Here is a 21,652-nt window from a genome sequence, read left to right as displayed (position 1 = left end):
CCGGGACGCCGGCCCGTTCGGCGTCCCCGACATGGGGTGACCACCTTGTCCGAAACGCTTTCCCCCCACATCGAGCGCCTCGGCCGGCTGGCCGACCAGGGGCGCTTCGGGCGCCTGCGCCGCGGCATCGAGAAGGAAGGGCTGCGCGTCGACGGCGCGGGGCGCATCGCCCAGACCCCGCACCCCAGGGCGCTGGGCTCCAAGCTGACCCATCCGCACATCACCACCGATTACTCCGAGGCACTGCTGGAGTACATCACGCCGGTCTACAGCCGCCCGGAAGATGCCCTCGCGTTCCTCGCCGACCTGCATCGCTTCAGCTACCGGCGGCTCGGCGACGAGGGCATCTGGCCGGCCAGCATGCCGGCCCGGCTCGACGGCAACGACAGCGTGCCGATCGCCGACTATGGCGACTCCAACGTGGGCCGCATGAAGCACGTCTACCGCCGCGGCCTGGACGTGCGCTACGGGCGGATCATGCAGGCCATCGCCGGGGTGCACTACAACGTCTCGCTGCCCGACGAGCTGTTCGCGCTGCTGCGCGAGCTCGACGGCGAGGGCGAGATGGCCATGCAGGACTATCGCTCCGCGCGTTACTTCGGGCTGATCCGCAACTTCCGCCGCCACAGCTGGCTGCTGCTCTACCTGTTCGGGGCCTCGCCGGCGATCGATCGCAGCTTCCTGCCCGATGGCCGGGTGCCCGAGGGGCTCGAGGCCCATGGCGACGAGACGCTGGTATCGCCGTTCGCCACCAGCCTGCGCATGTCCGACCTGGGCTACCAGAACAAGGTGCAGTCGCAGCTCAAGATCTGCTTCAACTCGCTGTCCAACTACGTCAACACCCTGCGTCATGCGATCTCCACGCCCTGGCCGGACTACGAGTCGCGTGGCGTGCGGGAGGGCGACGACTGGAGACAGCTCAACGCCAATATCCTGCAGATCGAGAACGAGTACTACAGCGATATCCGGCCCAAGCGGGTGGCGCGTCACGACGAAACGCCCAGCCAGGCGCTGGAGGCCCGCGGGGTGGAGTACATCGAGGTGCGCTGCCTCGACCTGAATCCCTTCGACCCGCTGGGCATCGACGCCGTCCAGAGCCACTTCCTCGACACCTTCCTGATGTGGTGCCTGCTGACCGAGAGCCCCTGGATTTCCGACGAGGAGTGCGAGCACCTGGACGACAATCGTCGTCTGGTGGTGTCTCGCGGGCGCGACCCCGAGCTGTGCCTCGACCATCACGGGCGCAAGCGCGGCATCGCCGACTGGGGCGGCGAGATCTTCAAGGGGCTCGGCGAGGTCGCCGCGCTGCTGGATCGTCTCGAGGCGGGCACGCCCCATGGCGATGCCCTGGCGGCGCTGGCGCCGCGGCTCGAGGATCCGACGCAGACGCCGTCCGGGCAGCTGCTGGCCCGCCTGGCCGCGCGTGGCGAGGAGTTCGTGGAGGCGACCCTGGCGCTGGCGCGCGAGCAGGGCGAGCGGCTGAGCGAGGAGCCGATCGAGCGTGCCCGGGCGGCGCTGTTCGATCAGCTGGTGGAGACCTCCCATCAGCAGCAGGGCGACATCGAAGACGCCGACGTCGCATCCTTCGCCGATTTCCTGAGCGACTACTTCGAGCGGGCCCGCGAGTCCCGGGCCCTGACGCCGCTGCGCGCGGGAGGGCAGGCATGATCGATACGATGCGTGATGCCGGCGTGCGGCGCTGGAGCCTGCTGGGGCTGGGGTTCTGTGTGCTGATGATGGTCGTGGCCCTGGGCCTCGAGCACCTGGGCGGGCTCGAGCCCTGCCCGCTGTGCATCTTCCAGCGGGTGGCGGTGATCGCCGCCGGGGCGGTGTTCGCGGTGGCGGCCCTGCATGATCCCAAGGGGCGGCTTGGCGCGGCGCTCTATGGGCTGCTTTCGCTGCTCGCCGTGGGCGCCGGCATCGGCCTGGCCGGGCGCCACCTGTGGCTGCAGTCGCTGCCCGCCGACGAGGTGCCGAGCTGCGGTCCGGGCCTCGATTACATGATGGAGGTGCTGCCGCTGCAGCAGGTGGTGAGCATGGTGCTCAGCGCCTCCGGGGAGTGCGCCGAGATCAGCGCGCGCTTCCTGGGCCTGTCGCTGCCTGGCTGGACGCTGATCGGCTTCGTGGTACTGGCCGTGGCGCCGCTGGGCCTGCTGTGGCAATGCCGGCGGCGGCGCATCGGCTACCGTTGGCCGGGGGTGACGCGGCAGGATTGACAGCGCTTCCCCCAGGGAGGACTCTGTGGCTCCAGGCCGGGCGGTTGGGTGTCCCAGGTCGGGTTCATCGAGCGAGGGAAGCACCATGCTGGAAGACTGCAAGAGCGCACAGGAACGCTGGGGGGGCGTTCACCGGTTGATCGACCGCTGGCTCGACGAGCGTCGCGAGCTGCTGGTTCGCTTCGATGAGCTCGAGGCGGCCTGCGACGCCGAGCTGGAAGCGGTGACCAAGCCGCGCATCGATGCCTTCAGCGAGCTGCTGATGGATTACATCAGCGCCGGGCACTTCGAGATCTATCCCCAGCTTCGGGCCGAGGCCGAGGCCTTCGAGGACGTCGATGCCCTGGCACTCGCCGACCGCCTGCTCGAACGCCTCGAGATGTCCACCGAACTGGTGCTGGCCTTCGACGAGGACTACGCCAGCCCGGTGCGCTGCCAGCACTACCTGTCCCGGCTGCCGGCCTGGCTGGATCGCCTGTCCAAGGGGCTGACCGAGCGCTTCTCCCTGGAAGATCGCCTGATCGCCCGGCTGCATGCGGCCCATGCGCCCGAGGCGAGGGCCTCAAGCGGCGCCTGAACCGATCTGGCCGGCGGTCTATTCGCAGGTCGAATTGAGTTTTGTGCACCGCAGGCATACCATTTCTTCGGTTTCGATCCCGGCCGGAGCGTTTCATCGCTGCGGCCAATCCTCACGGCGACAACCGAAGGAGCCACGATGAAAGACCCCGTCCGTATTGCCATTACCGGCGCTGCCGGCCAGATCAGCTACTCCCTGGCCTTCCGTATCGCCTCCGGCGACATGCTCGGCAAGGATCAGCCGGTCATCCTGCAGCTGCTCGAGATTCCGCCGGCCATGGATGCGCTCAACGGTGTGGTCATGGAGCTCAACGACTGCGCCTTCCCGCTGGTGCAGGACATCGTCGCCTCCGACGATCCCAACGTCGCCTTCAAGGACGCCGACTTCGCCCTGCTGGTCGGTGCCCGTCCGCGCGGTCCGGGCATGGAGCGCAAGGACCTGCTGGAGGCCAACGCCGCCATCTTCTCCGTTCAGGGCAAGGCCCTCAACGACGTCGCCAGCCGTGACGTGCGCGTGCTGGTGGTGGGCAACCCGGCCAACACCAACGCCCTGATCGCCTCCTGCAACGCGCCGGACCTCGACGCCGGCCAGTTCACCGCGATGATGCGCCTGGACCACAACCGCGCCCTGACCCAGCTGGCCCAGAAGGCCGGCAAGCACGTCACCGACGTCGAGTCGATGATCGTGTGGGGCAACCACAGCGCCACCCAGTACCCGGACCTGGCCCACTGCAAGGTGGACGGCAAGCCGGCCCTGGAGCTGGTCGAGCGCGATTGGTACGAGAACGACTTCATTCCCACCGTGCAGCAGCGCGGCGCCGCCATCATCAAGGCGCGCGGTGCTTCTTCGGCGGCCTCCGCGGCGTCCGCGGCCATCGACCATATGCGCGACTGGGCGCTGGGCAGCGACGGCATCGTCAGCATGGGCATCCCCGCCGACGGCAGCTACGGCATCGAGCCGGGCATCATGTATTCCTACCCGGTGGTCTGCAAGGGCGGCCAGTACGAGATCGTCCAGGACCTGGCGGTCGATGACTTCAGCCGCGAGCGCATGAGCGCCACCGAGAAAGAGCTGCGCGAGGAGCGCGCCGCGGTGGAGCATCTGCTGGGCTGAACCCCATCGAAGCTTCGGGCTGCGAGCCTCGAGCTTCGAGCGCAACAAAGCCCCGGCCAGGCATCGCCTGGCCGGGGCTTTCTCGTTGGGAAACTATCGGGAATACCCTGATTACCGTAGCCCGTAGCCCGTAGCCCGTAGCCCGTAGCCCGTAGCCCGTAGCCCGTAGCCCGTAGCCCGTAGCCCGTAGCCCGTAGCCCGTAGCCCGTAGCCCGTAGCCCGTAGCCCGTAGCCCGTAGCCCGTAGCCCGTAGCCTGGCCGGCTTCAGTCGCGCAGGCTGATGATCCGCCAGCCGCGTGCCTCGGCGGCCCGGCGCAGGGTGTCGTCGGGATCCACGGCGACCGGATGGTCGACCCGTTCGAGCAGCGGCAGGTCGTTGTGCGAGTCGCTGTAGAACCAGGCGCCGTGCAGGCTGTGGTCGCGCTCGCCGAGCCAGGCATCCAGGCGCGTCACCTTGCCTTCCCGGAAGCTGGGCACGCCGCTGACCCGGCCGGTGTAGCGGCCCTCGACCATCTCCGGCTCCACGGCGATCAGGTCGTCCACGCCCAGGCGCTCGGCGATCGGGCCGGTAATGAAGCGGTTGGTGGCGGTGATGATCAGCAGGGTGTCGCCACGGGCCCGGTGACGGGCGATCAGTTCCTCGCCACGGGGCAGGACATGGGGCTCGATCTTGCTGGCCATGAACTGCTGATGCCAGGCCGCCAGCTGCTCCGGCGAATGCTCGGCCAGCGGCTTGAGGGCCACCGCCAGGAACTCGGCCATGTCGAGGGTGCCGGCCTCGTAGTCGGCCATGAAGCGGTCGTTGGCCTCCTTGTAGGCCACCGGGTCCACGGCGCCCTGCTCGAGCAGGAACTCGCCCCAGGCGTGGTCGCTGTCGAGGGAGAGCAGGGTGTTGTCCAGATCGAAGATGGCGAGGCTCACGGCTTTCCTCTGCTTGTCGTTGGCGTGTCGGGCCCGCGATTATGGCAGATGCCGGGGCCCCCTTCGAGCGGGCCGCGAACGGCGTATTGATACGTTTCACGGCCTTGTGGAAGAATGAATCCAATACTGGATTCATAAGGTGATGTCCGTGATCGACGCAGACGGCTTTCGCCCCAATGTTGGCATCATCCTCGCCAACGACCAGGGGCAGCTGCTTTGGGCGCGTCGGGTTGGGCAGAATGCGTGGCAGTTTCCCCAGGGAGGCATCAAGGCGAACGAGACAGCGCAACAGGCATTGTTTCGCGAACTGTTCGAGGAAGTCGGCCTGACCGCCGATGATGTCGAGGTGCTTGCCTGTACCCGGGGCTGGTTGCGTTACCGCCTGCCGAGACGCATGGTGCGAACACACGCCCGGCCAGTGTGTATCGGCCAGAAGCAGAAGTGGTTCCTGCTCAGGATCCGCTGCGGTGAGACCCGCATCCGCATGGACGGCGGTGCGGCCAAGCCGGAATTCGATGGCTGGCGCTGGGTCAGCTACTGGTATCCGCTGGGACAGGTGGTGCCCTTCAAGCGCGAGGTCTATCGACGCGCGCTGCGCGAGCTGTCGCCGCGCGCCCAGCGCCTGGCCCTGGGACACGGCTGACGCCGCGATACGTGCCGGGGCCTGCCCCGGCGATACCCTCAGCGAGGCATAACGACAATGGACAGCAAGACGCCGATGCTCGAGGTGTTGCGACGCATCATCCTGGAGGTCAACGGGGCGCGCAATCTGGACGCCGCCCTGTCGACCATGGTGCGACGCATTCGCAAGGCCATGCGTACCGACGTGTGTTCCTTCTACCTCTTCGATACCGAACTCGATCGTCTGGTGCTGATGGAGACCATCGGCCTGCGGACCCAGGCCGTGGGACACGTGTCGCTCTCGGTGGGGGAAGGGCTCGTCGGCCTGGTGGCCCAGCGCGAGGAGCCCATCAACCTGGAAGACGCCCGCGCCCATCCCTATTTCCGCTATTTCGAGGCCACCGGCGAAGAGCGTTACTCGAGCTTCCTCGGCGTGCCCATCATCCATCAGCGCCGCATGCTCGGCGTGCTGGTGGTCCAGCAATCGGACAAGCGGCGCTATGACGAGGCCGACGAGGCCTTCCTGGTCACCATGGCCGCCCAGCTGGCCGGCGTGCTGGCCCATGCCCTGGCGACCGGCAGCCTGACCCGGCCGTCGCTGCCCGGCGGCCAGGCCACCTTCACCGGGGTCGCCGCCGCGCCGGGCATGGCCATCGGTGAGGCGGTGGTGATCGCGCCCCCGGCCGACCTCGATAGCGTGCCGGACCTGATCCCCACCGACGAAGAATACGAGATCGCGCGGCTCAAGGAAGCCATCGGCAAGGCCCGCGACGAGATCCGTTCCGCCGGGGAGCGCCTGGCCAATCGCATCTCGGCCCAGGAGCTGGCGCTGTTCGACGTCTACCAGCAGATGCTCGGCGAGGCGGCGCTGTCCCAGGAGGTGGTCAAGCGCATCCGCGAGGGCCAGTGGGCGCCCGGGGCGCTGGCCGACGTGGTGCGGCGCCACGTCCAGTACCTGGAGCGGGTGGACGACGACTACCTGCGCGAGCGCGCGGCCGACGTGCGCGACCTCGGCCGCCGCGTGCTCGCCCACCTGCAGGAGGAGACCGCCGCGACGCCGGCGGTCTACCCGGAGAGCACCGTGCTGGTCAGCGACGAGATCAGCGTGGCGATGCTCGGCGAGGTGCCCCGGGAGCACCTGGCGGGCATCGTCTCGGTGCGCGGCTCCAGCACCTCCCACGTGGCCATCGTGGCGCGGGCCATGGGCATTCCCACGGTGCTGGGCATGGTCGACCTGCCGCTGCCGCGGCTCAACGGTGCCCGGGTGGTGCTCGACGGCCACCGCGGGCGGCTGTTCGTGCGCCCGAGCCCCGACCTGGAGAGCCACTACCAGGGGCTGATCGACGAGGAGCGCGCGCTCGCCGAGGTGCTCGAACACGAACAGGACCTGCCCAGCCGCACCCCGGACGGCCACGACATGCCGCTGATGGTCAACACCGGCCTGGCGGTGGACGCGGTGGCCTCGCTCAAGTCGCGGATCGGCGGGGTGGGGCTGTACCGCACCGAAGTGCCGTTCATGATCACCGAGCGCTTCCCCGGCGAGCAGGAGCAGACCCGGCTCTATCGCGAGCAGCTCGAGGGCTTCGCGCCGCTGCCGGTGGTGATGCGCACCCTGGACATCGGCGGCGACAAGGACCTGCCCTATTTTCCCATCGAGGAGGCCAACCCCTTCCTCGGCTGGCGGGGCATTCGTGTCACCCTCGACCACCCGGAAGTGCTGATGGTCCAGCTGCGGGCGATGCTGCGTGCCTCCCAGGGGCTCGACAATCTCCAGGTCCTGCTGCCGATGATCACCAACGTCGACGAGGTCGACGACGCTCTGCGGCTGCTCGAGCGGGCCATCCGCGAGCTCGGCGAGGACGGCATCGAGGTGGTTCGCCCCAGGGTGGGGGTGATGATCGAGGTGCCGGCGACCCTCTACCAGCTCGACGCGCTGGCCGAACGGGTGGACTTCTTCTCGGTGGGCAGCAACGACCTCACCCAGTACCTGCTGGCGGTGGATCGCAACAACCCACGCGTGGCGGATCTCTACGATGCCTGTCATCCGGCGGTGCTGTCGGCCATGGCGCGCCTGGCCCGGGAGACCCGGGCGCTGGGAGTGCCGACCTCGGTGTGCGGCGAGCTGGCCGGGGACCCGGCCGGCGCCCTGCTGCTGATGGGCATGGGCTTCGATGCCCTGTCGATGAATGCGCCCAGCCTGCCCAAGGTGCGTGCCGCCATCCGTCGCGTCGACCTGGCCGCGGCCCAGGGGCTGGTCGACGAGACCCTGGGGCAGCCGTCGCCGGTCGGCGTGCGACGCCACCTCGAGGCGCGCATGAATGAGTGGCAGCTCGCCCACCTGCTGCCCCCCAAGGATACCTGAGCCGCGAGCGGGGTCGTCGGGGCTCAGGCGAGGGGCGGCGTGGCCAGCGTCAGGTGGCGAGCCCCGAGCGGGGCGCCCTGGGGGCCGAAGCGGCGTTCGCCGACGCTCAGCCGGCCATCGGCATGCCACTCCAGCCAGGTGGTGGCGCGGGTGCCGTAGTCCTGGCCGAGGATGAACGCCGCCGAGAGGCGGCGTTCGAGTTCCAGGCCGATGCCCGTGTCCGGCAAGTGGCCGTCCTCCGCCTCGTGGGCATCGCTCATCACGGCCAGCGCATCGTCCGGCCAGCGGCCGCGATGCAGGCCGGCGGCGAGCCCCTGGCGCGCGGCGATCAGCTTGGGCCAGGGGCTATCCAGGTCGGCGTTGGACAGGCCGTGGAGGCCCGCGGCGACCGGCCGCAGGGCGATTCGCTCGCGTCCCCGATGCAGGTGCCAAAGGCGCCGGCCGTCTCCGGCGAGCAGGTTGAAGCCGGCATAGCGTCGGGCGTCGGAGGCGGCGAGAGTCGTCAGCCAGGCGGCCAGGTCGTCGCACTCAAGGGCCGAGCGGACCAGCTCGCCACGGCTGGGCGCCCGGTCGGGCACCCTGAGGCCCGGATCCCGGACGTTGGTCACGGCGGCGAAGCGGCCGCGACGATGCACGCCCAGCCAGGAGCCGCCGGCCTCCAGGTCGCGGCCACCGATGATGTCAGGCGCCTCCTCCCAGGCGGCCAGCGGGGCCGCCGGGCGGGCGTGGAACTCGTCGCGGTTGGCGACCATGCGCAGCACGATGGGGTCGCCGGGGCGATGGTCGAAGGCGATCAGGCACATGGGGCCAGCCTAACCCGGGCCCGTTGCGCGGGAAAGCCGCCGCCATGACAAGGCATCGCTGGCATCGTACACTCGGTAGCTTTCATGCGACCCGTGACAGGGATGACGATGAGTGTCGAGACCGACAAGGAGCGTGGCTGGTCGCGTCTGGTCAAGCCGATCCTGTGGCCCGTCCTGGCCGTCCAGCTCGCCCTGATGGGGCTGTGCCTGGCCGTGGGCCTGAGCGGCGGCTGGCTGGCGCTCTCGCCAGTGTCCTGGGGTGGCGGCTTCTGGCTGCTGGTGGCGCTGCTGGTCGGCAGCGGCCTCAACGTGGCCGCCTTCCTGATGCTGTTGCGCCAGCGCATTCGCGGCGAGGAGGCGCGGATCGAGACGGCTCTCGAGCGCGTTTCGCATCGACTCCGCGCCGAGGCGCGCGATGAGGTCAACCAGGCCGAGCGCTTCCGGGATCCGTGCCTGCCGCTAGAGCATCGCCTCGAGGCCCTGGCCGGCCTCTGCGATGCCTGGTCCGCGCGCTGGGCGGCCGAGCTCGACGCTGCGCGGGGCAACGAGCGGCGCCTCTTCGACGACCTCGAGGCCTGCCAGGAGCGCCTGGCGCGCCTCGAGGCCGGGCGCATGCGTGCCCAGGAAGAGTCGCGTCTCAAGTCCGGCTACCTGAGTCAGCTGCAACGGATGCTCAAGCCGCTGATCGGCGCCGTGACCGAGGTGCTGAACGGCGAGGGGGCCCGGCGTGTCGATGGCGGCAGGGAGCGCAGTGCCATCGAGCGGCTACGGGAGCGGCTGGCCGAGGCCGACGTGTTGCTGGAAAACCTGGGGGAGTCCGAGGCGCCGGAGGCGGCCGCGGGCCGGGTGCTGGTGGTCGACGACGGCCCGGTGAACCTGATGCTGGCCCAGAAGGTGCTCGAGCGCCAGGGGCTCGAGGTGGCGACCGCCACCAGCGGCCGCGAGGCGCTGGATTGCCTGGAGCGGACGCCCTTCGACCTGGTGTTCATGGACATCTACATGGCCGACATGGACGGTGTGGAGACCTGCCGGGTGTGGCGGGCCCGAGAGGGCGATCAGCCCGGGCGGCCGCGCTGCGTCATGGTGGCGCTGACCGCCAACGCCGGCGATGCCGATCGCCAGCGCTTCCGCGAGGCGGGCATGGACGACTACCTGGCCAAGCCCTATCGCCCCCAGGATCTCCTCGATCGAGTGCGCCACTGGCTACCCGGCCAGTGCGTGGAGGGGGAGGGCACATGAGCGCGATCTCGCTGGTGATCGGCTATCTGCTGCTGGGTGGCCTGGCCGGGACACTGGCCGGGCTGTTCGGCATCGGCGGCGGGCTGATCATCGTGCCGGCCCTGGTCGTTGCCTTCGAGCTGCAGGGCGTGGCGCCGGAGGTGACCATGCACCTGGCGGTGGGCACGTCGCTGGCCACCATCGTGGTCACCGGGGCCTCGTCGGCCTGGGCGCATTACCGCCGCGGCAGCGTGCATCGCGCCTGGTTCAAGGCGCTGTTGCCCGGCCTGGTGCTGGGGGCGATCGCCGGCGTCTTCGTCGCCGGTAGCCTGTCCGGCGGTGCGCTGGGCAGCCTGTTCGGCGTCTTCCTGCTGGCGGTGGCGGCGAAGATGGCCCTGGCGCGCGGCGCCCGTCCCGGGCGGTTGGCGCCGGGGCGGGCGGCCATGAGCCTGGCCGGCGTGGTCATCGGCGGGGTCTCGGCGCTGTTCGGCATCGGCGGCGGCACCCTGAGCGTGCCCTGGCTGACCCGCTGCGGGGCGTCGATGACCCAGGCGGTGGGTACTTCCTCGGCCTGCGGCTTGCCGATTGCCGCCTTCGGCGCCGCCACCTTCATCGTCGTCGGCTGGGGGGAGCCTGGCCTGCCGGCCGGGGCCCTGGGCTACGTGATGTGGCCGGCCTTCCTGGGCATCGTGGTGGCCAGCGTGCCCTGCGCGCGCCTGGGGGTGCGGCTGGCGCACCGTCTTCCCGCCCGGGTGCTGCGCCTGGCGTTCGCCGGGCTGTTGGTGGTGGTCGGGCTCAAGTTCCTGATTTAAGAAAACACTGATTTATTGCTGCGCTCGATATCTTGACTGCCGGCGGTACTCAATAGCCTCATTTACTGACGTGTAAACTCCGGTATTTCCGTGCCGGCGGCAGTCAACCTATCTTCGCTCGCGACATAAATCAGCGCTTCCTTAACGTATTGAGGAGGAAGCGTGGAGCTTGACGACAGGCCTTGACCCCGCCGCGGCGGATGGGGAGTCTTTGGCTTCCAGCTTCCAGCTTCCAGCTTCCAGCTTCCAGCTTCCGAGGACCCCATGCTGCGCTACCCCGATATCGATCCCGTCGCCATCTCGCTCGGCCCGCTGCAGATCCACTGGTACGGCCTGATGTATGTCGTCGGCTTCCTCGCCGCCTGGTGGCTGGGACGACGGCGGGCCGCCCGCATCGGCCTCAACGCCGACGACGTGGGCGACCTGGTCTTCTATGCGGCCCTCGGCGTGGTGCTGGGTGGCCGGCTGGGCTTCGCGCTCTTCTATGGGCTCGAGCAGTGGCTGGCCGACCCGCTGTGGATCCTGCGGGTCTGGGACGGCGGCATGAGCTTCCACGGCGGCCTGATCGGGGTGCTGCTGGCGGCGTTCTACTTCGCCCGCAAGAAGCGCCTGGCCTTCTTCACGCTGACCGACTTCGTGGCGCCCCTGGTGCCGATCGGCCTGGGCGCGGGGCGGATCGGCAACTTCATCAACCACGAACTGCCGGGGCGGGTCACCGACCTGCCCTGGGGGCTGGTCTTCCCCGGCGTCGGCCCCGAGCCGCGCCATCCTTCCTCGCTCTACGAGGCGGTGCTGGAAGGGGCGGTGCTGTTTGCGGTGCTGTGGTGGGTGTCGTCGACGCCGCGGCGTCGCGGCCTGGTGTCGGGGCTCTTCCTGACGCTCTACGGCGCCTTCCGCTTCGCGGTGGAGTTCGTGCGTCGTCCCGACCCCCAGCTCGGGTTCATCGCCTTCGACTGGCTGACCATGGGCATGCTGCTGTCGCTGCCGATGATCGTCGCCGGGGCGCTGCTGATGCTGTGGTCCCGCCGCCAGCCGATCCCCTGACCCGGGCTTCGCCCGGGAGCTTGACGCGGGCGGAGCGGCGCTACGCGCCTTGAAGAGGGAAGCAGCCCGCTATCCTGGTTTTCCCTCTTCCCTTGTCCGCCTTACGGCGGGGGAGGCGGCTGTGTAGAATGGGCGATCCACTTTCCAGCCGTCGACCATGCCTGTGACCGATTCGACCCTGCCAGCCCTCGAACAACCCTATCTGGACCTGATGCGCGCCGTGCTCAAGCACGGGGTGGAGCGCGATGACCGCACCGGTGTCGGTACTCGTTCGCTGTTCGGCCACCAGATGCGCTTCGACCTGTCGCGGGGCTTCCCGCTGGTCACCACCAAGAAGCTGCACCTGCGCTCCATCATCCACGAGCTGCTGTGGTTCCTGGCCGGCGATACCAACATCGCCTACCTCAAGGCCAACGGGGTGCGCATCTGGGATGAATGGGCCGACGAGAACGGCGAGCTGGGGCCGGTCTACGGCTACCAGTGGCGCAGCTGGCCGGATCCCCGCGGCGGCCACGTCGACCAGATCGCCGGCCTGCTGGAGCAGATCCGCACCAATCCGCGCTCGCGGCGGCTGATCGTCTCGGCCTGGAACCCGGCGCTGGTCGACGAGATGGCGCTGCCGCCGTGCCATTGCCTGTTCCAGTTCTACGTCGCCGACGGCAAGCTGTCGTGCCAGCTGTACCAGCGCAGTGCCGACATCTTCCTCGGCGTGCCCTTCAACATCGCCAGCTACGCGTTACTGACGCGGATGATCGCCCAAGTCACGGGGCTCGAGCCGGGCGACTTCGTGCACACCCTGGGCGATGCGCATCTCTACCTGAACCACCTGGAGCAGGCCGAGGAGCAGCTGTCGCGCCGGCCGCGTCCGGCGCCGCGGCTGGCGCTGGATCCCGCCGTCACGGACCTGTTCGACTTCCGCTTCGAGCACATCGCCATCGAAGACTATGATCCGCATCCCCACATCAAGGCGGAGGTGGCCGTATGAACGACGAGACCCTCGTCCCGGTGGCGATGATCGCCGCCATGTCCGCTAATCGGGTCATCGGCGTGGACAACCAGTTGCCCTGGTACCTGCCCGAGGACCTCAAGTTCTTCAAGCGCATGACCCAGGCGAAGCCGCTGGTGATGGGGCGCAAGACCTACCAGTCCATCGGCCGGCCGCTGCCCGGGCGGCTCAACATCGTGGTGACCCGCGATGCGGACTTCCGGGCCGAGGGCGTGCGCGTCTGCCATGACCTGTCCTCGGCCCTGGCGTTGGCCGACCGCCAGGCGACCATCGACGGCGTCGACGAGATCATGGTGATGGGCGGCGGCGAGATCTACGCCCAGGCCCTGCCGATGGCCAGTCACCTGTACCTCACCGAGGTAGCGGTGGAGGTAGAGGGCGACGCCCGCTTCCCGGCGCTGGACGACGGCGACTGGGAAGAGTGCCAGCGCGTGCCGGGCCAGCCCGCCGAGGGCCAGCCGGCCTATGACTTCGTGCAGTATCGTCGCCGAGGTTTGCCAGACACTGCCGCCTGACACAGACTGAGGTGGGCGGCACGGCTCCTCCACGGGCTTCGGAGAGGGCGTCGCCTGACCCCCGTCCATGCATGGAGGATCAGGAGTTGATCGAGGAAGGTCCCATTCGTCTGATGACGGCCCTGGAGGCCGGCGTCGATAGCCTGCTGGAGGCCCGGCACGAGGAGCGGGTCCAGCGGCGGGCCCTGCGCTCCCGGCTCGCCGAACTGGAGCAAGGCCGCCAGGCCCTGGAAACCCGCAACGCCGAACTGGCCGCCCGGACGGAAACCGCCCAGGCACGCGAGCGCGAGCTCGAGGTACGCCTTCAGGCCCTCGAGGAACGCCTGGCCCAGTCGGAAGGCACGAGGCTCGAACTGGCCGAGGAAAATCGCGAACTCGACGAACAGAATCGCGAGCTCGAGGCACACAACCAGCGCCTCCAGGCGCGGCTCGATGGCGAGGCGCCGACGCCGGTCTTCCAGCGCTCCCACCGGCAGGCCAGGGGGCTGTCCGCGCTGATCGGCCACCACCGTCCCACTCCGGCCGATGACGACGCCACCGCCGGCCCCGACGCCGCCGATCGCTCGTCCACCGCCCAGGATGCCTCCGCCTTCGAGGAGGCGCCCGCCCAGAGCGACCTGCCCATCGGCGAGGCGCCGTCGCCCCAGGCGCTGCTCGCCCAGTGGTATCAGCGCTACGCCGACACCTTCTTCAAGGGACACACGCGACCGCTCCAGGTCGGCATCCACGAGGCCCTGGCCTCCAGCGAGCCCTGGCCCGAGAAGCTGGTGCGTCGCGCGCTGGCCTGCTACGTCAACCTGCCGCGCTACCTCAAGTCGGTGCGCGAAGGCGCCGAGCGCATCGATCTCGACGGCGCGCCGGCCGGCCTGGTGGACCAGGGCGCCGCCGAGCATGCCCGCAAGAAGCTCGAGCGCCTGCAGGCCGAGCGACGGCGCAAGGGCAAGCCCGCCAAGCGCCCGGCGACGAAGCGACCGGCCGCGGCGACACCCGCCGCCGAGCCGCAGGCTCCCGGCAAGGCATCCGCCGCGCAGGCTCCCGCCGAGGCCGCGCCCGATGGCAACGAGCCCTCCGATCGTCGTCTCCAGCGCAAGCTGGGCGAACTGATGGCGCGACACAACGGCCGTTGATGACCGGGCGGCAAGCGTTGACGGCCGGTCGTCGTTCCATCCTTCGTATGACTTGAAAGCGTCATATCCCCACGGCATGATGATTTCGCTCATCGCTGCCAGTCACTGTTTTAGCGTGCGGTGAAGGAGGCCACCCTGGGGGCCTCGTTGACCGTACGAAGCCGAGTAGTGGCGGCGGGCACGCCGGGAGGGCGCCCGTGCCGATATCGCAGGGGAATGTGCCGCGATCGGGTGATGTGACGAATGAAAACAGTGTTTTTTTCTTGTTGCGCTCCCGCGAATCACGGTATAGAGTTCTTCCTGCGAGCATTGGACTATAACAAGGCTTCGCCGTGGTCTGGCTCGCTGCTGCCGCTTCCCGAGAGGGAACGGCAACAACGAGAACCGGCACCAAGACCGGCAAGCCCAGCCGCACAGACTCGAAAAGAGCACGCGGCACCGATCGAAACAGCAAGCTAGTCAAAAGGATTATCGCAATGAAAAAGACACTGTTAGCGACTGCCATCGCCGGTGCCATGGCCGCCTCCGGCGCCCAGGCCGCCACCGTCTACAACCAGGACGGCACCAAGCTCGACATCTACGGCAACATCCAGATCGCCTACTACAACATCGACACCGGTTCCGGTGACAACGATGACGAAGATGGCATCGCCGATAACGGCACCACCTTCGGCTTCGCCGCCGAGCACGTCATCTACGACGGCCTGACCGGCTACCTGAAGCTCGAGTTCGACGACATCAAAGCCGACGAGATGAAAACCGACATCGACAACGATGATTCCGGTGACACCGCCTATGTCGGCCTGAAGGGCAACTTCGGTGACGTGCGTCTCGGCTCCTACGACCAGCTGATCGACGACTGGATCCAGGATCCGATCACCAACAACGAAGGCTTCGACGTCTCCGACTCTACCGGCTTCCACGGTGGTGGCGCCGACCAGGAGACCGACAAGGTCACCTACACCTCTCCGTCCTTCGGCGGCCTGCAGTTCGCCGTGGGTACCCAGTACAAGGGTGAGGCCGACTCCTTCGACAGCCGTGTTGATCAGGGTAGCAGCAACGCTTCCTTCTTCGGCGGCGCCAAGTACACCGCCGGCGCCTTCTCCATCGCCGCGGTCTACGACAACCTGGACAACGTCGTGTACAACGACGGCGGCAGCGCCGAGAGCGTTGGCGACCAGTACGGTATTACTGCCCAGTACACCGTCAACACCCTGCGCCTGGCGCTGAAGGCCGAGCGTTTCGTGTCCGACGCCGACTCCGATGCTGACGCGGCCGCCGTTGAAGCCGGTACTCCCGGTGCCTTCTACGAGGAAGACACCAACTTCTACGGCATCAGCGCTCGCTACGGCTACGGCATGGGCGACATCTACGCCGCCTACCAGTACGTCGACGTGGGCGCCAGTGACTTCGCCGACGAGATCGAGCAGACCGTCGAGGACGAGCAGGAGCGCGAAGAGACCTACAACGAGGTCATCCTGGGCGCCACCTACAACATCTCCGACGCCATGTACACCTGGGCCGAAGTGGCCATGTACGATCGCGAAGACGATGAAGGCGACGGCGTTGGCGTGGGCGTGACCTACCTGTTCTAATCCCGCGTGCAGGAGTATCCTGCCCTAGGGTTGAACAACGAAAGCCGATCCCCCGGGATCGGCTTTTTTCATTGTCATCACTGCGAGCGAGGTTTCATGAGAACGCCGATTGTGACCACGGGGCTGCTGGCGCTGGGCATCACGCTGGCCAGCCTGCCGGCGACGGCCAGCGAGATGGAAGAGCGCTTCCGCGAGGAAGGCAAGGCGATGGACCTCACGGGGTTCTTCAACGCCGAGACCGATGCGCACAGCCGCAGCTTCCTGTTCGGTGGCGTCAATGCCCACGCCTTCACGGTAACCGAGGCGGGGCGCTACCGCTTCACCAGCCGGGTGACCTCGGGCTACCCGGACGACTACCGCATCGCCGCGGTGCTCGAGGATGCCCAGGGCCAGGCGATCGCCCGCGGCGAGGCCCTGGGCCAGAACGGTGGCCTGGAAATGCGCCAGCAGCTGTCGCCCGGGGACTATGTGCTGCGCGTCGAGGCCCAGCGCTTCGGCACCCGTGGCCGGGCCGGCGACGGCTACTCCGTGCATGTCGCCGGCCTGGACGACCAGGGCCGCGTACTCGACGAGGCCGTCAGCGACGGCGACGGAATCTTCTTCACCGGCGAGAACCGGGAGGGTGGCGATTCGGTGTTCGTCCGCGGCGACAACGCCGTGGCGACCCTGGGCGGCGGTGCTCAGAGCGCATCGTCCACCGTCGCAGCGTCGGCGGCGGCCACATCGACCGCCGCATCATCGGCGTCCGAGGCCTCCACGGCGGGAGGCGCGTCTACCGCCCCTGGCGAGTCGGCAGCGACCGCGTCGAGCGAACCGGCGCCGGCTTCGGCACCATCGCAGGGCCCCACCGGCGTGGAAACCATCGTCACCGACGTGAAGATCCGCGCCCGCGGCGAGGTGCTGACCTTCAACATGGCCGAGCGTGGGCGCGTGGCCATCACCACCTCCACCTATCCGACCGGCTACGAGGATACCTACCGGATCGCGCTCGAGGTGCTGGACGACTCGGGCCGCGTGGTGGCCGAAGGTGCCGGCCAGGGCTTCGACGGCGATGTCGACATGACCACCGAACTGGCGCCGGGGCGCTATCGGCTCCGGGTACAGGGCCAGAAGTTCGGCAGTGCCCATGGGGGCGTCAACAACTACGAGCTGCGCGTCGAGAAGCGTTGAGGCAGGATTAGGGGCGCCGAAGGGCGCCCCTAAGCATACCGGAGGGGATCAGTTGGCCTGGTCCTCCTCCATCATCATGTGGATCAGTTCCTGCAGGTCTTCCACCTGCTGCTCCAGGGCGGCGACGCGATCCTCGGCGGCGCTTTCTTCGGCCTTCTTATTGATCTCGGCCATTTTCTCCTGGAGCACCTCGGAGTCCATGGCGAAGGCGGTTCCGCCGAGCATCAGTGCGGCCAGGGTGCTGGCGAGAAGGGATGTCTTGATGGTCATGGGGCACCTCGTGATCCTGTGGCTGGTCAGGTTCCGAGTCGGAACCTGCGTCCCTCTGTCTCCTCACCATCCTTTTCCTTACAGGTGAATTAGCAGGGGCACATGCAAGGTATAGCAGAGGGGAAGAAGGCCCGCCGCGCTGTGTGGCTCCATCTTTCAATGTCGTGCTATAGGCTTCCCGGGTTCTGCACGCTGTATTCATTGCACTTGACTGATATATTGCCCGTAGCCTTGTCACAAGGAAGGTAAGGCATGCCGTTACGGTTCTCCACGCTCAAGCGTTGGCTGGTCTCGCTGAAGGGTCGCCTGATGCTGGGTCTGATCGCGACCTGGGTCGCGGTCCTGGCCCTGACGCTGGGTTTCGGCTGGCAGGCCGGCAAGACCCTGCTCGAGGATTCGACGCATACGCATCTGCGTTACGAGGCCCAGCTGATCGCCGACGACCTGACCCATCAGGTCGAGCGTCGTCTCGCCGCGCTACAGCGGCTGGCGGGGCGGCTCGACGCCCGTCGGCTCGGCGAGCCCAGGGGCATCGATGAGCTGCGCTACAACGACGCTCTGCTCGAATGGTTCGACGGCCTCTTCGTGGTCGATGCCGGCGGCCGAATCGAGGCGGCCTGGCCCGACCATCGTCGTCTCGAGGGGCTGGAGGTCGAGGACCGGGAGTATTTTCGCGAGGTCCGCGCCATCGGCCGGCCTCTGGTCAGCGACCCCATCTTCGACAGGGTGAGGGGTGACCCCGAGGTGGTGTTCGCGGCGCCGAGGCTCGGCCCCCATGGCCGCTTCGAGGGGATGGTCGGCGGCATCGTCAAGCTGCATGGCGGCGGCTTCTTCGACCGCATGAGCCGTCTGCGTCTGGGCCGAGATGGTTTCGCGGCGGTGGCGACGGCCGAAGGTACGATCCTCTATCACCCCGAACGTGAGCGCATCCTGGGGCCGGTCCCCGGGATGCGAGAGAATCCCTGGCTGAACCGTGCCCTGCTCGGCTGGGAGGGGGAGACGCGAGCCCCCCTGCTGTCCGGGACGATGGCCTATCAGGCCTATCGCCAGATCTGGCCGGCGGACTGGATCGTCGGGGTCGCCCTGCCCGATGAACAGCTCTTGTCGCCGTTGCGCGATCTGCTGGATCGGCTCGAGCGGGATGCCTTGCTGCTTGCGCTGGGGCTCTTGCCGGTGGTCGGTTGGCTGCTGTGGCTGGCGTTGCGTCCCCTGCTGCGCCTGGAAGCGCAGATCGAGGAGGTCGTGCAGGGCCGGCGCAGTCGGGTGACGCTGAACACCCGGATGCACGAGCTGCAGCAGGTGGCCGAGACCTTCAACCGGGGCGAGGCGGAACGCAGCCAGGCCCTGGCCCGCCTGGAGGATCGCCAGGCCTTCCTGGATGCGATTCTCGCCAGTTCTCCTGTCGGCATGTTCGTGACCGACACCGAGGGCGGCATTCGCTACATGAACCCGGCCCTGATCGAGCTGATCGGTCTCGACGACGCCGACAAGCTGGGCGAGGACTGGATGCGTCATGTGCATCCCGACGATCGCCAGGGTGTGCTAGACCTGTGGGTCTTCAGCATGCAGAGCGGCGAGGATTTCCTGCAGCAGTGTCGCTACTATCGCCGGGGTGGCGAGTTGCTCTGGCTGGAGGTGCATGCCAGCCGCGTGGCGATCGGCGAGCGCATCATCGGCTTCGTGGGAATGGTCAAGGACATTACCCGGCGGCGCGAGGAAGAGGCGCTTCGCCAGTGGGAGGCCGAACACGACCCGCTGACCGGCCTGCTCAATCGGCGCGGCTTCGAGCGTCGGCTGGAGGAGGCCCTGGCGGAATGGCGCAAGACCGGCACCCCGTCGTCGCTTATCCTCTTCGACCTGGATCATTTCAAGCCGATCAACGATGAGGGTGGCCATGCGTTGGGCGACGAGATGCTGCGCCGCATCGCCCAGGTGGTGGCCTGGGAGGTGCGACGCAGCGACCATGTGGCGCGCCAGGGGGGCGACGAGTTCGCGGTCCTGCTGCCGAGTTGTACCGCCGACCAGGCCGACAAGGTTGCCCAGGCGATCGTTCGCCTGGCAGGAGAGGTCGGTGTGACGCATCAAGGGCGGGAGTTCAGGGTGACGCTGAGCCTCGGCCTGACCGCTTTCCGGGAAGGCGACGAGCATATCGCCACGGTCATCGAGCGGGCCGATGCGGCCAGTTATCAGGCCAAGCGCCAGGGGCGCAATCGCATCGTGGCCGCCTATGGCGAGGCATGAGGGGAGATGGTGGCGCCCCCATCAGGATTCGAACCTGAGACCTTCCCCTTAGGAGGGGGACGCTCTATCCAGCTGAGCTATAGGGGCGAGCCGGGCGATATTATAAGCGCCTGAGCGGGCAAGATAAAGTCGTTGCCGACATGCCGTCGGCCGTGCTTAGCGGTTAGAATGGTCGCCTTTGTTGCAAGCGGTCGCAGGCATGTCCGATCCTTCCCCCTCCCATCTCTCGCCGGCGGGCGATCGCCATTTCAATGGCCTGGCCGACAAGTTCGCCGCCAGCCTGTACGGCGGGTTGCGCGGCGAGCTGCGCCTGGCGCTGCTGGACAGGTTGCTGCCGGAGATGCTCGCGCTCCAGGGCCAGCCGGTGCTGGAGGTGGGCGGCGGTCTCGGTCAACTGGCCGGTTGGCTCGCCGGGCGCGGCCATGCCGTCACCCTGTGCGAGCCCGCCGGCGAGATGCTCGAGCATGCCCGCGCCCAGCTGGCAGGGCGCCCGGTGCGCTATCTCGAGACACCGCTGCAGGCCCTGCCGGACGAGGCCCCCGGCCCCTGGCCGCTGATCACCTGCCATGCCGTGTTCGAGTGGCTGGGCGATCCCCGGGCGGCGCTCGCCATCCTGGCCGGGCTGCTGGCGCCCGGTGGCCAGCTGTCACTGATGGTCTTCAATCGCGATGCGCTGCGGCTGTCCAACGTGGTCAAGGGCAATCTGGAGAAGGCCCTGGCGGATCGCCTGGAAGGCCAGGGGCGGCGCAAGCGACTGACCCCCATCTCGCCGCTGACCCATGACCAGGTCGTCGCCTGGGCCGCCGAGGCCGGACTGCGGGTGGCCGCGACCGCGGGCGTGCGGGTCTTTCATGACTATCTGCGACAGCCGCCCGCCGATGCGGCCGGCCGGGATGCCCTGTTCGAGCTGGAATGGCGCTACTGCCGCTCCGAGCCCCACTGGCGGCTGGGCCGCTACCTGCTCTACACCCTGATTCGACCCGAGGAGCCCGCCCCATGAGCGCCGAGACCCCCGTCTGCCAACTGTTGCAGCGTCAGGACGCCGACTACCGCGGCTGGCTGTGGGTGTCGCCGCCCCGCGATGCCTGGCTGGAGGGCGGGGAGGGCACCCTGCTGGCCGCTGATCAGGGCGTGCTGGACGCCTGGCGCGCCCGCGGCCGGCCGGCCCTCTCGCCGTTCGCGGACGCGCCCCCGACGCCGCCCGGCGTGGTGCTGTTCTGGCCCAAGGCCCATGCGCTGGGCGAGTGGTGGCTGCTATGGCTGTGCGCGCGACTGCCGGCGGGAACGCCGCTGCAAGTTGTGGGCGAGAATCAGGGTGGCATCAAGCGGGTGCTCAAGGTGCTGGCGGCGCTGGGGCTGGGTTGTCGCAAGGTCGACAGCGCTCGCCGCTGCACCCTGTTCGCGTCGCGGCTGGACCGCGTCGGGATCGATCCCGACGCGGCCTGGACGTCGTTCGAGGCGGAGCTCGGGAGTGAGCGTCTCAGCCTGGTCAGCCATCCCGGCGTCTTCGGCCATGGCAAGCTGGACGCCGGCACCCGGCTGCTGCTCGAACAGTTGCCGGGCGTGCTGCCGCCCGAGGGCGAGGCGCTGGACATGGGCTGCGGCGACGGCATCCTCGCCGCCTGGCTGGCTTGCCGGGGGCTGTCGACCACCGCGGTCGACGTCAACGGCTTCGCGGCGGAGGCGACGCGTCGAACCCTGGCGGCCAACGGCCTGAGCGGCGAGGTGCTGGCGGGCGATGTCTTCGCTGGGCTCGCGAGCCGGCGCTTCGATGCCATCGTCAGCAATCCGCCGTTCCACCAGGAGCGTGCCATCGACTATGGTCCCGCCGGGCGGCTGATCCGCGAGGCCCCGGCACATCTGCAGCCGGGCGGCAGGCTGGTGCTGGTGGCCAATGCCTTCCTGCCCTATCCCGACCTGCTGGAGCTGGCCTTCGGCGGTTTCGAGGTGCTCGCCGACGATCGCCGCTTTCGGGTCTACACGGCGCGGCGCTGACGGCCCGGTAACGACAGCGCGCATGCCGGGTTGCCCCGACATGCGC

At 68.5% G+C, this 21,652-nt stretch carries 20 protein-coding genes and 1 tRNA gene; 17 read left to right on the top strand and 4 right to left on the bottom strand.

Going from position 1 to position 21,652, the window contains the following annotated elements; all coding sequences use genetic code 11:
- Nucleotides 1-36 precede the first annotated feature (36 nt).
- From gshA to ACXAFN_RS03005, 4 genes are all read left to right on the top strand, one after another.
- Nucleotides 37-1,668, top strand: a complete 1,632-nt coding sequence (gene gshA / locus ACXAFN_RS03020) for a glutamate--cysteine ligase (protein WP_474986065.1) — start codon at nucleotides 37-39, stop codon at nucleotides 1,666-1,668.
- Nucleotides 1,665-2,216 carry a disulfide bond formation protein B gene (locus ACXAFN_RS03015; RefSeq protein ID WP_474986063.1) on the top strand — a complete coding sequence of 184 codons (552 nt, stop codon included), beginning with the start codon at nucleotides 1,665-1,667 and terminating at the stop codon, nucleotides 2,214-2,216. Before gshA ends, ACXAFN_RS03015 begins: the two co-directional genes overlap by 4 nt.
- Nucleotides 2,217-2,301: 85 nt before the next feature.
- Nucleotides 2,302-2,793: a sigma D regulator gene (gene rsd / locus ACXAFN_RS03010; RefSeq protein ID WP_474986061.1), complete on the top strand. Its 492-nt coding sequence runs from the start codon at nucleotides 2,302-2,304 to the stop codon at nucleotides 2,791-2,793.
- Between the two features lie 138 nt (nucleotides 2,794-2,931).
- Nucleotides 2,932-3,906: a malate dehydrogenase gene (locus ACXAFN_RS03005; protein ID WP_474986059.1), complete on the top strand. Its 975-nt coding sequence runs from the start codon at nucleotides 2,932-2,934 to the stop codon at nucleotides 3,904-3,906.
- 264 nt (nucleotides 3,907-4,170) lie between these two features.
- On the opposite strand, the gene ACXAFN_RS03000 is transcribed toward ACXAFN_RS03005, so the two are convergent.
- Entirely contained in the window at nucleotides 4,171-4,827 is a 657-nt protein-coding gene (locus ACXAFN_RS03000) for a histidinol-phosphatase (RefSeq protein ID WP_474986057.1), read from the bottom strand.
- A gap of 148 nt (nucleotides 4,828-4,975) precedes the next feature.
- Here ACXAFN_RS03000 and ACXAFN_RS02995 point away from each other — a divergent pair, with 148 nt between their 5' ends.
- Nucleotides 4,976-5,470 (top strand): RNA pyrophosphohydrolase, encoded by a 495-nt coding sequence (locus tag ACXAFN_RS02995; protein ID WP_474986055.1) that lies wholly within the window; start codon nucleotides 4,976-4,978, stop codon nucleotides 5,468-5,470.
- A 75-nt stretch (nucleotides 5,471-5,545) separates the two neighbouring features.
- On the top strand, nucleotides 5,546-7,810 hold the full coding sequence (ptsP, locus tag ACXAFN_RS02990) for a phosphoenolpyruvate--protein phosphotransferase (RefSeq protein WP_474987458.1): 2,265 nt from the start codon (nucleotides 5,546-5,548) through the stop codon (nucleotides 7,808-7,810).
- Between the two features lie 23 nt (nucleotides 7,811-7,833).
- On the opposite strand, the gene ACXAFN_RS02985 is transcribed toward ptsP, so the two are convergent.
- Nucleotides 7,834-8,613 carry an NRDE family protein gene (locus ACXAFN_RS02985; protein ID WP_474986053.1) on the bottom strand — a complete coding sequence of 260 codons (780 nt, stop codon included), beginning with the start codon at nucleotides 8,611-8,613 and terminating at the stop codon, nucleotides 7,834-7,836.
- A gap of 108 nt (nucleotides 8,614-8,721) precedes the next feature.
- Here ACXAFN_RS02985 and ACXAFN_RS02980 point away from each other — a divergent pair, with 108 nt between their 5' ends.
- From ACXAFN_RS02980 to ACXAFN_RS02945, 8 genes are all read left to right on the top strand, one after another.
- The gene (locus tag ACXAFN_RS02980) at nucleotides 8,722-9,852 is read left to right on the top strand and encodes a response regulator (RefSeq protein ID WP_474986051.1); all 1,131 of its coding nucleotides are present in this window, start codon (nucleotides 8,722-8,724) and stop codon (nucleotides 9,850-9,852) included.
- Nucleotides 9,849-10,643 carry a sulfite exporter TauE/SafE family protein gene (locus ACXAFN_RS02975; RefSeq protein ID WP_474986049.1) on the top strand — a complete coding sequence of 265 codons (795 nt, stop codon included), beginning with the start codon at nucleotides 9,849-9,851 and terminating at the stop codon, nucleotides 10,641-10,643. The genes ACXAFN_RS02980 and ACXAFN_RS02975 overlap by 4 nt, the downstream gene beginning before the upstream one ends.
- A 264-nt stretch (nucleotides 10,644-10,907) precedes the next feature.
- Nucleotides 10,908-11,687: a prolipoprotein diacylglyceryl transferase gene (gene lgt, locus ACXAFN_RS02970; RefSeq protein WP_474986047.1), complete on the top strand. Its 780-nt coding sequence runs from the start codon at nucleotides 10,908-10,910 to the stop codon at nucleotides 11,685-11,687.
- A gap of 157 nt (nucleotides 11,688-11,844) precedes the next feature.
- Complete coding sequence (locus tag ACXAFN_RS02965; RefSeq protein WP_474986045.1) at nucleotides 11,845-12,672, top strand: thymidylate synthase; 828 nt, start codon at nucleotides 11,845-11,847, stop codon at nucleotides 12,670-12,672.
- Nucleotides 12,669-13,208, top strand: coding sequence for a dihydrofolate reductase (locus ACXAFN_RS02960; RefSeq protein ID WP_474986043.1), 540 nt, complete (start codon nucleotides 12,669-12,671; stop codon nucleotides 13,206-13,208). The genes ACXAFN_RS02965 and ACXAFN_RS02960 overlap by 4 nt, the downstream gene beginning before the upstream one ends.
- Before the next feature lie 86 nt (nucleotides 13,209-13,294).
- Nucleotides 13,295-14,335 (top strand): ProQ/FINO family protein, encoded by a 1,041-nt coding sequence (locus ACXAFN_RS02955; RefSeq protein WP_474986041.1) that lies wholly within the window; start codon nucleotides 13,295-13,297, stop codon nucleotides 14,333-14,335.
- 476 nt (nucleotides 14,336-14,811) lie between these two features.
- Nucleotides 14,812-15,930, top strand: coding sequence for a porin (locus ACXAFN_RS02950; protein ID WP_474986039.1), 1,119 nt, complete (start codon nucleotides 14,812-14,814; stop codon nucleotides 15,928-15,930).
- A gap of 96 nt (nucleotides 15,931-16,026) precedes the next feature.
- The gene (locus ACXAFN_RS02945; protein ID WP_474986038.1) at nucleotides 16,027-17,100 is read left to right on the top strand and encodes a hypothetical protein; all 1,074 of its coding nucleotides are present in this window, start codon (nucleotides 16,027-16,029) and stop codon (nucleotides 17,098-17,100) included.
- Nucleotides 17,101-17,148: 48 nt separating this feature from the next.
- On the opposite strand, the gene ACXAFN_RS02940 is transcribed toward ACXAFN_RS02945, so the two are convergent.
- Nucleotides 17,149-17,370, bottom strand: coding sequence for a hypothetical protein (locus tag ACXAFN_RS02940; RefSeq protein WP_474986036.1), 222 nt, complete (start codon nucleotides 17,368-17,370; stop codon nucleotides 17,149-17,151).
- A 252-nt stretch (nucleotides 17,371-17,622) separates the two neighbouring features.
- Between ACXAFN_RS02940 and ACXAFN_RS02935 the strand changes: the two genes are divergently transcribed.
- On the top strand, nucleotides 17,623-19,611 hold the full coding sequence (locus ACXAFN_RS02935; protein ID WP_474986034.1) for a sensor domain-containing diguanylate cyclase: 1,989 nt from the start codon (nucleotides 17,623-17,625) through the stop codon (nucleotides 19,609-19,611).
- A gap of 10 nt (nucleotides 19,612-19,621) precedes the next feature.
- On the opposite strand, the gene ACXAFN_RS02930 is transcribed toward ACXAFN_RS02935, so the two are convergent.
- A tRNA-Arg gene (locus ACXAFN_RS02930) sits at nucleotides 19,622-19,698 on the bottom strand.
- Between the two features lie 112 nt (nucleotides 19,699-19,810).
- On the opposite strand from ACXAFN_RS02930, the gene ACXAFN_RS02925 reads away from it, so the two are divergent.
- On the top strand, nucleotides 19,811-20,611 hold the full coding sequence (locus ACXAFN_RS02925; protein ID WP_474986032.1) for a methyltransferase domain-containing protein: 801 nt from the start codon (nucleotides 19,811-19,813) through the stop codon (nucleotides 20,609-20,611).
- Entirely contained in the window at nucleotides 20,608-21,606 is a 999-nt protein-coding gene (locus tag ACXAFN_RS02920; RefSeq protein WP_474986030.1) for a methyltransferase, read from the top strand. Before ACXAFN_RS02925 ends, ACXAFN_RS02920 begins: the two co-directional genes overlap by 4 nt.
- Nucleotides 21,607-21,652 lie beyond the last annotated feature (46 nt).

It is taken from the genome of Halomonas sp. ABH4_019 (assembly GCF_056159885.1).
Note: the sequence above shows the minus strand (reverse complement) of the source record. Positions and strands in the feature narration are given on the sequence as shown.

Coding starts and splice junctions, on each gene's coding strand:
- ACXAFN_RS03005 (WP_474986059.1), top strand. CDS start 2,932: ATGAAAGACCCCGTCCGTATTGCCATTACCGGCGCTGCCGGCCAGATC.
- ACXAFN_RS03015 (WP_474986063.1), top strand. CDS start 1,665: ATGATCGATACGATGCGTGATGCCGGCGTGCGGCGCTGGAGCCTGCTG.
- ACXAFN_RS02975 (WP_474986049.1), top strand. CDS start 9,849: ATGAGCGCGATCTCGCTGGTGATCGGCTATCTGCTGCTGGGTGGCCTG.
- ACXAFN_RS02945 (WP_474986038.1), top strand. CDS start 16,027: ATGAGAACGCCGATTGTGACCACGGGGCTGCTGGCGCTGGGCATCACG.
- ACXAFN_RS02950 (WP_474986039.1), top strand. CDS start 14,812: ATGAAAAAGACACTGTTAGCGACTGCCATCGCCGGTGCCATGGCCGCC.
- ACXAFN_RS02985 (WP_474986053.1), bottom strand. CDS start 8,613: ATGTGCCTGATCGCCTTCGACCATCGCCCCGGCGACCCCATCGTGCTG.
- ACXAFN_RS02935 (WP_474986034.1), top strand. CDS start 17,623: ATGCCGTTACGGTTCTCCACGCTCAAGCGTTGGCTGGTCTCGCTGAAG.
- ACXAFN_RS02965 (WP_474986045.1), top strand. CDS start 11,845: ATGCCTGTGACCGATTCGACCCTGCCAGCCCTCGAACAACCCTATCTG.
- ACXAFN_RS02925 (WP_474986032.1), top strand. CDS start 19,811: ATGTCCGATCCTTCCCCCTCCCATCTCTCGCCGGCGGGCGATCGCCAT.
- ACXAFN_RS02960 (WP_474986043.1), top strand. CDS start 12,669: ATGAACGACGAGACCCTCGTCCCGGTGGCGATGATCGCCGCCATGTCC.
- ACXAFN_RS02980 (WP_474986051.1), top strand. CDS start 8,722: ATGAGTGTCGAGACCGACAAGGAGCGTGGCTGGTCGCGTCTGGTCAAG.
- lgt (WP_474986047.1), top strand. CDS start 10,908: ATGCTGCGCTACCCCGATATCGATCCCGTCGCCATCTCGCTCGGCCCG.
- rsd (WP_474986061.1), top strand. CDS start 2,302: ATGCTGGAAGACTGCAAGAGCGCACAGGAACGCTGGGGGGGCGTTCAC.
- ptsP (WP_474987458.1), top strand. CDS start 5,546: ATGCTCGAGGTGTTGCGACGCATCATCCTGGAGGTCAACGGGGCGCGC.
- ACXAFN_RS02940 (WP_474986036.1), bottom strand. CDS start 17,370: ATGACCATCAAGACATCCCTTCTCGCCAGCACCCTGGCCGCACTGATG.
- ACXAFN_RS02920 (WP_474986030.1), top strand. CDS start 20,608: ATGAGCGCCGAGACCCCCGTCTGCCAACTGTTGCAGCGTCAGGACGCC.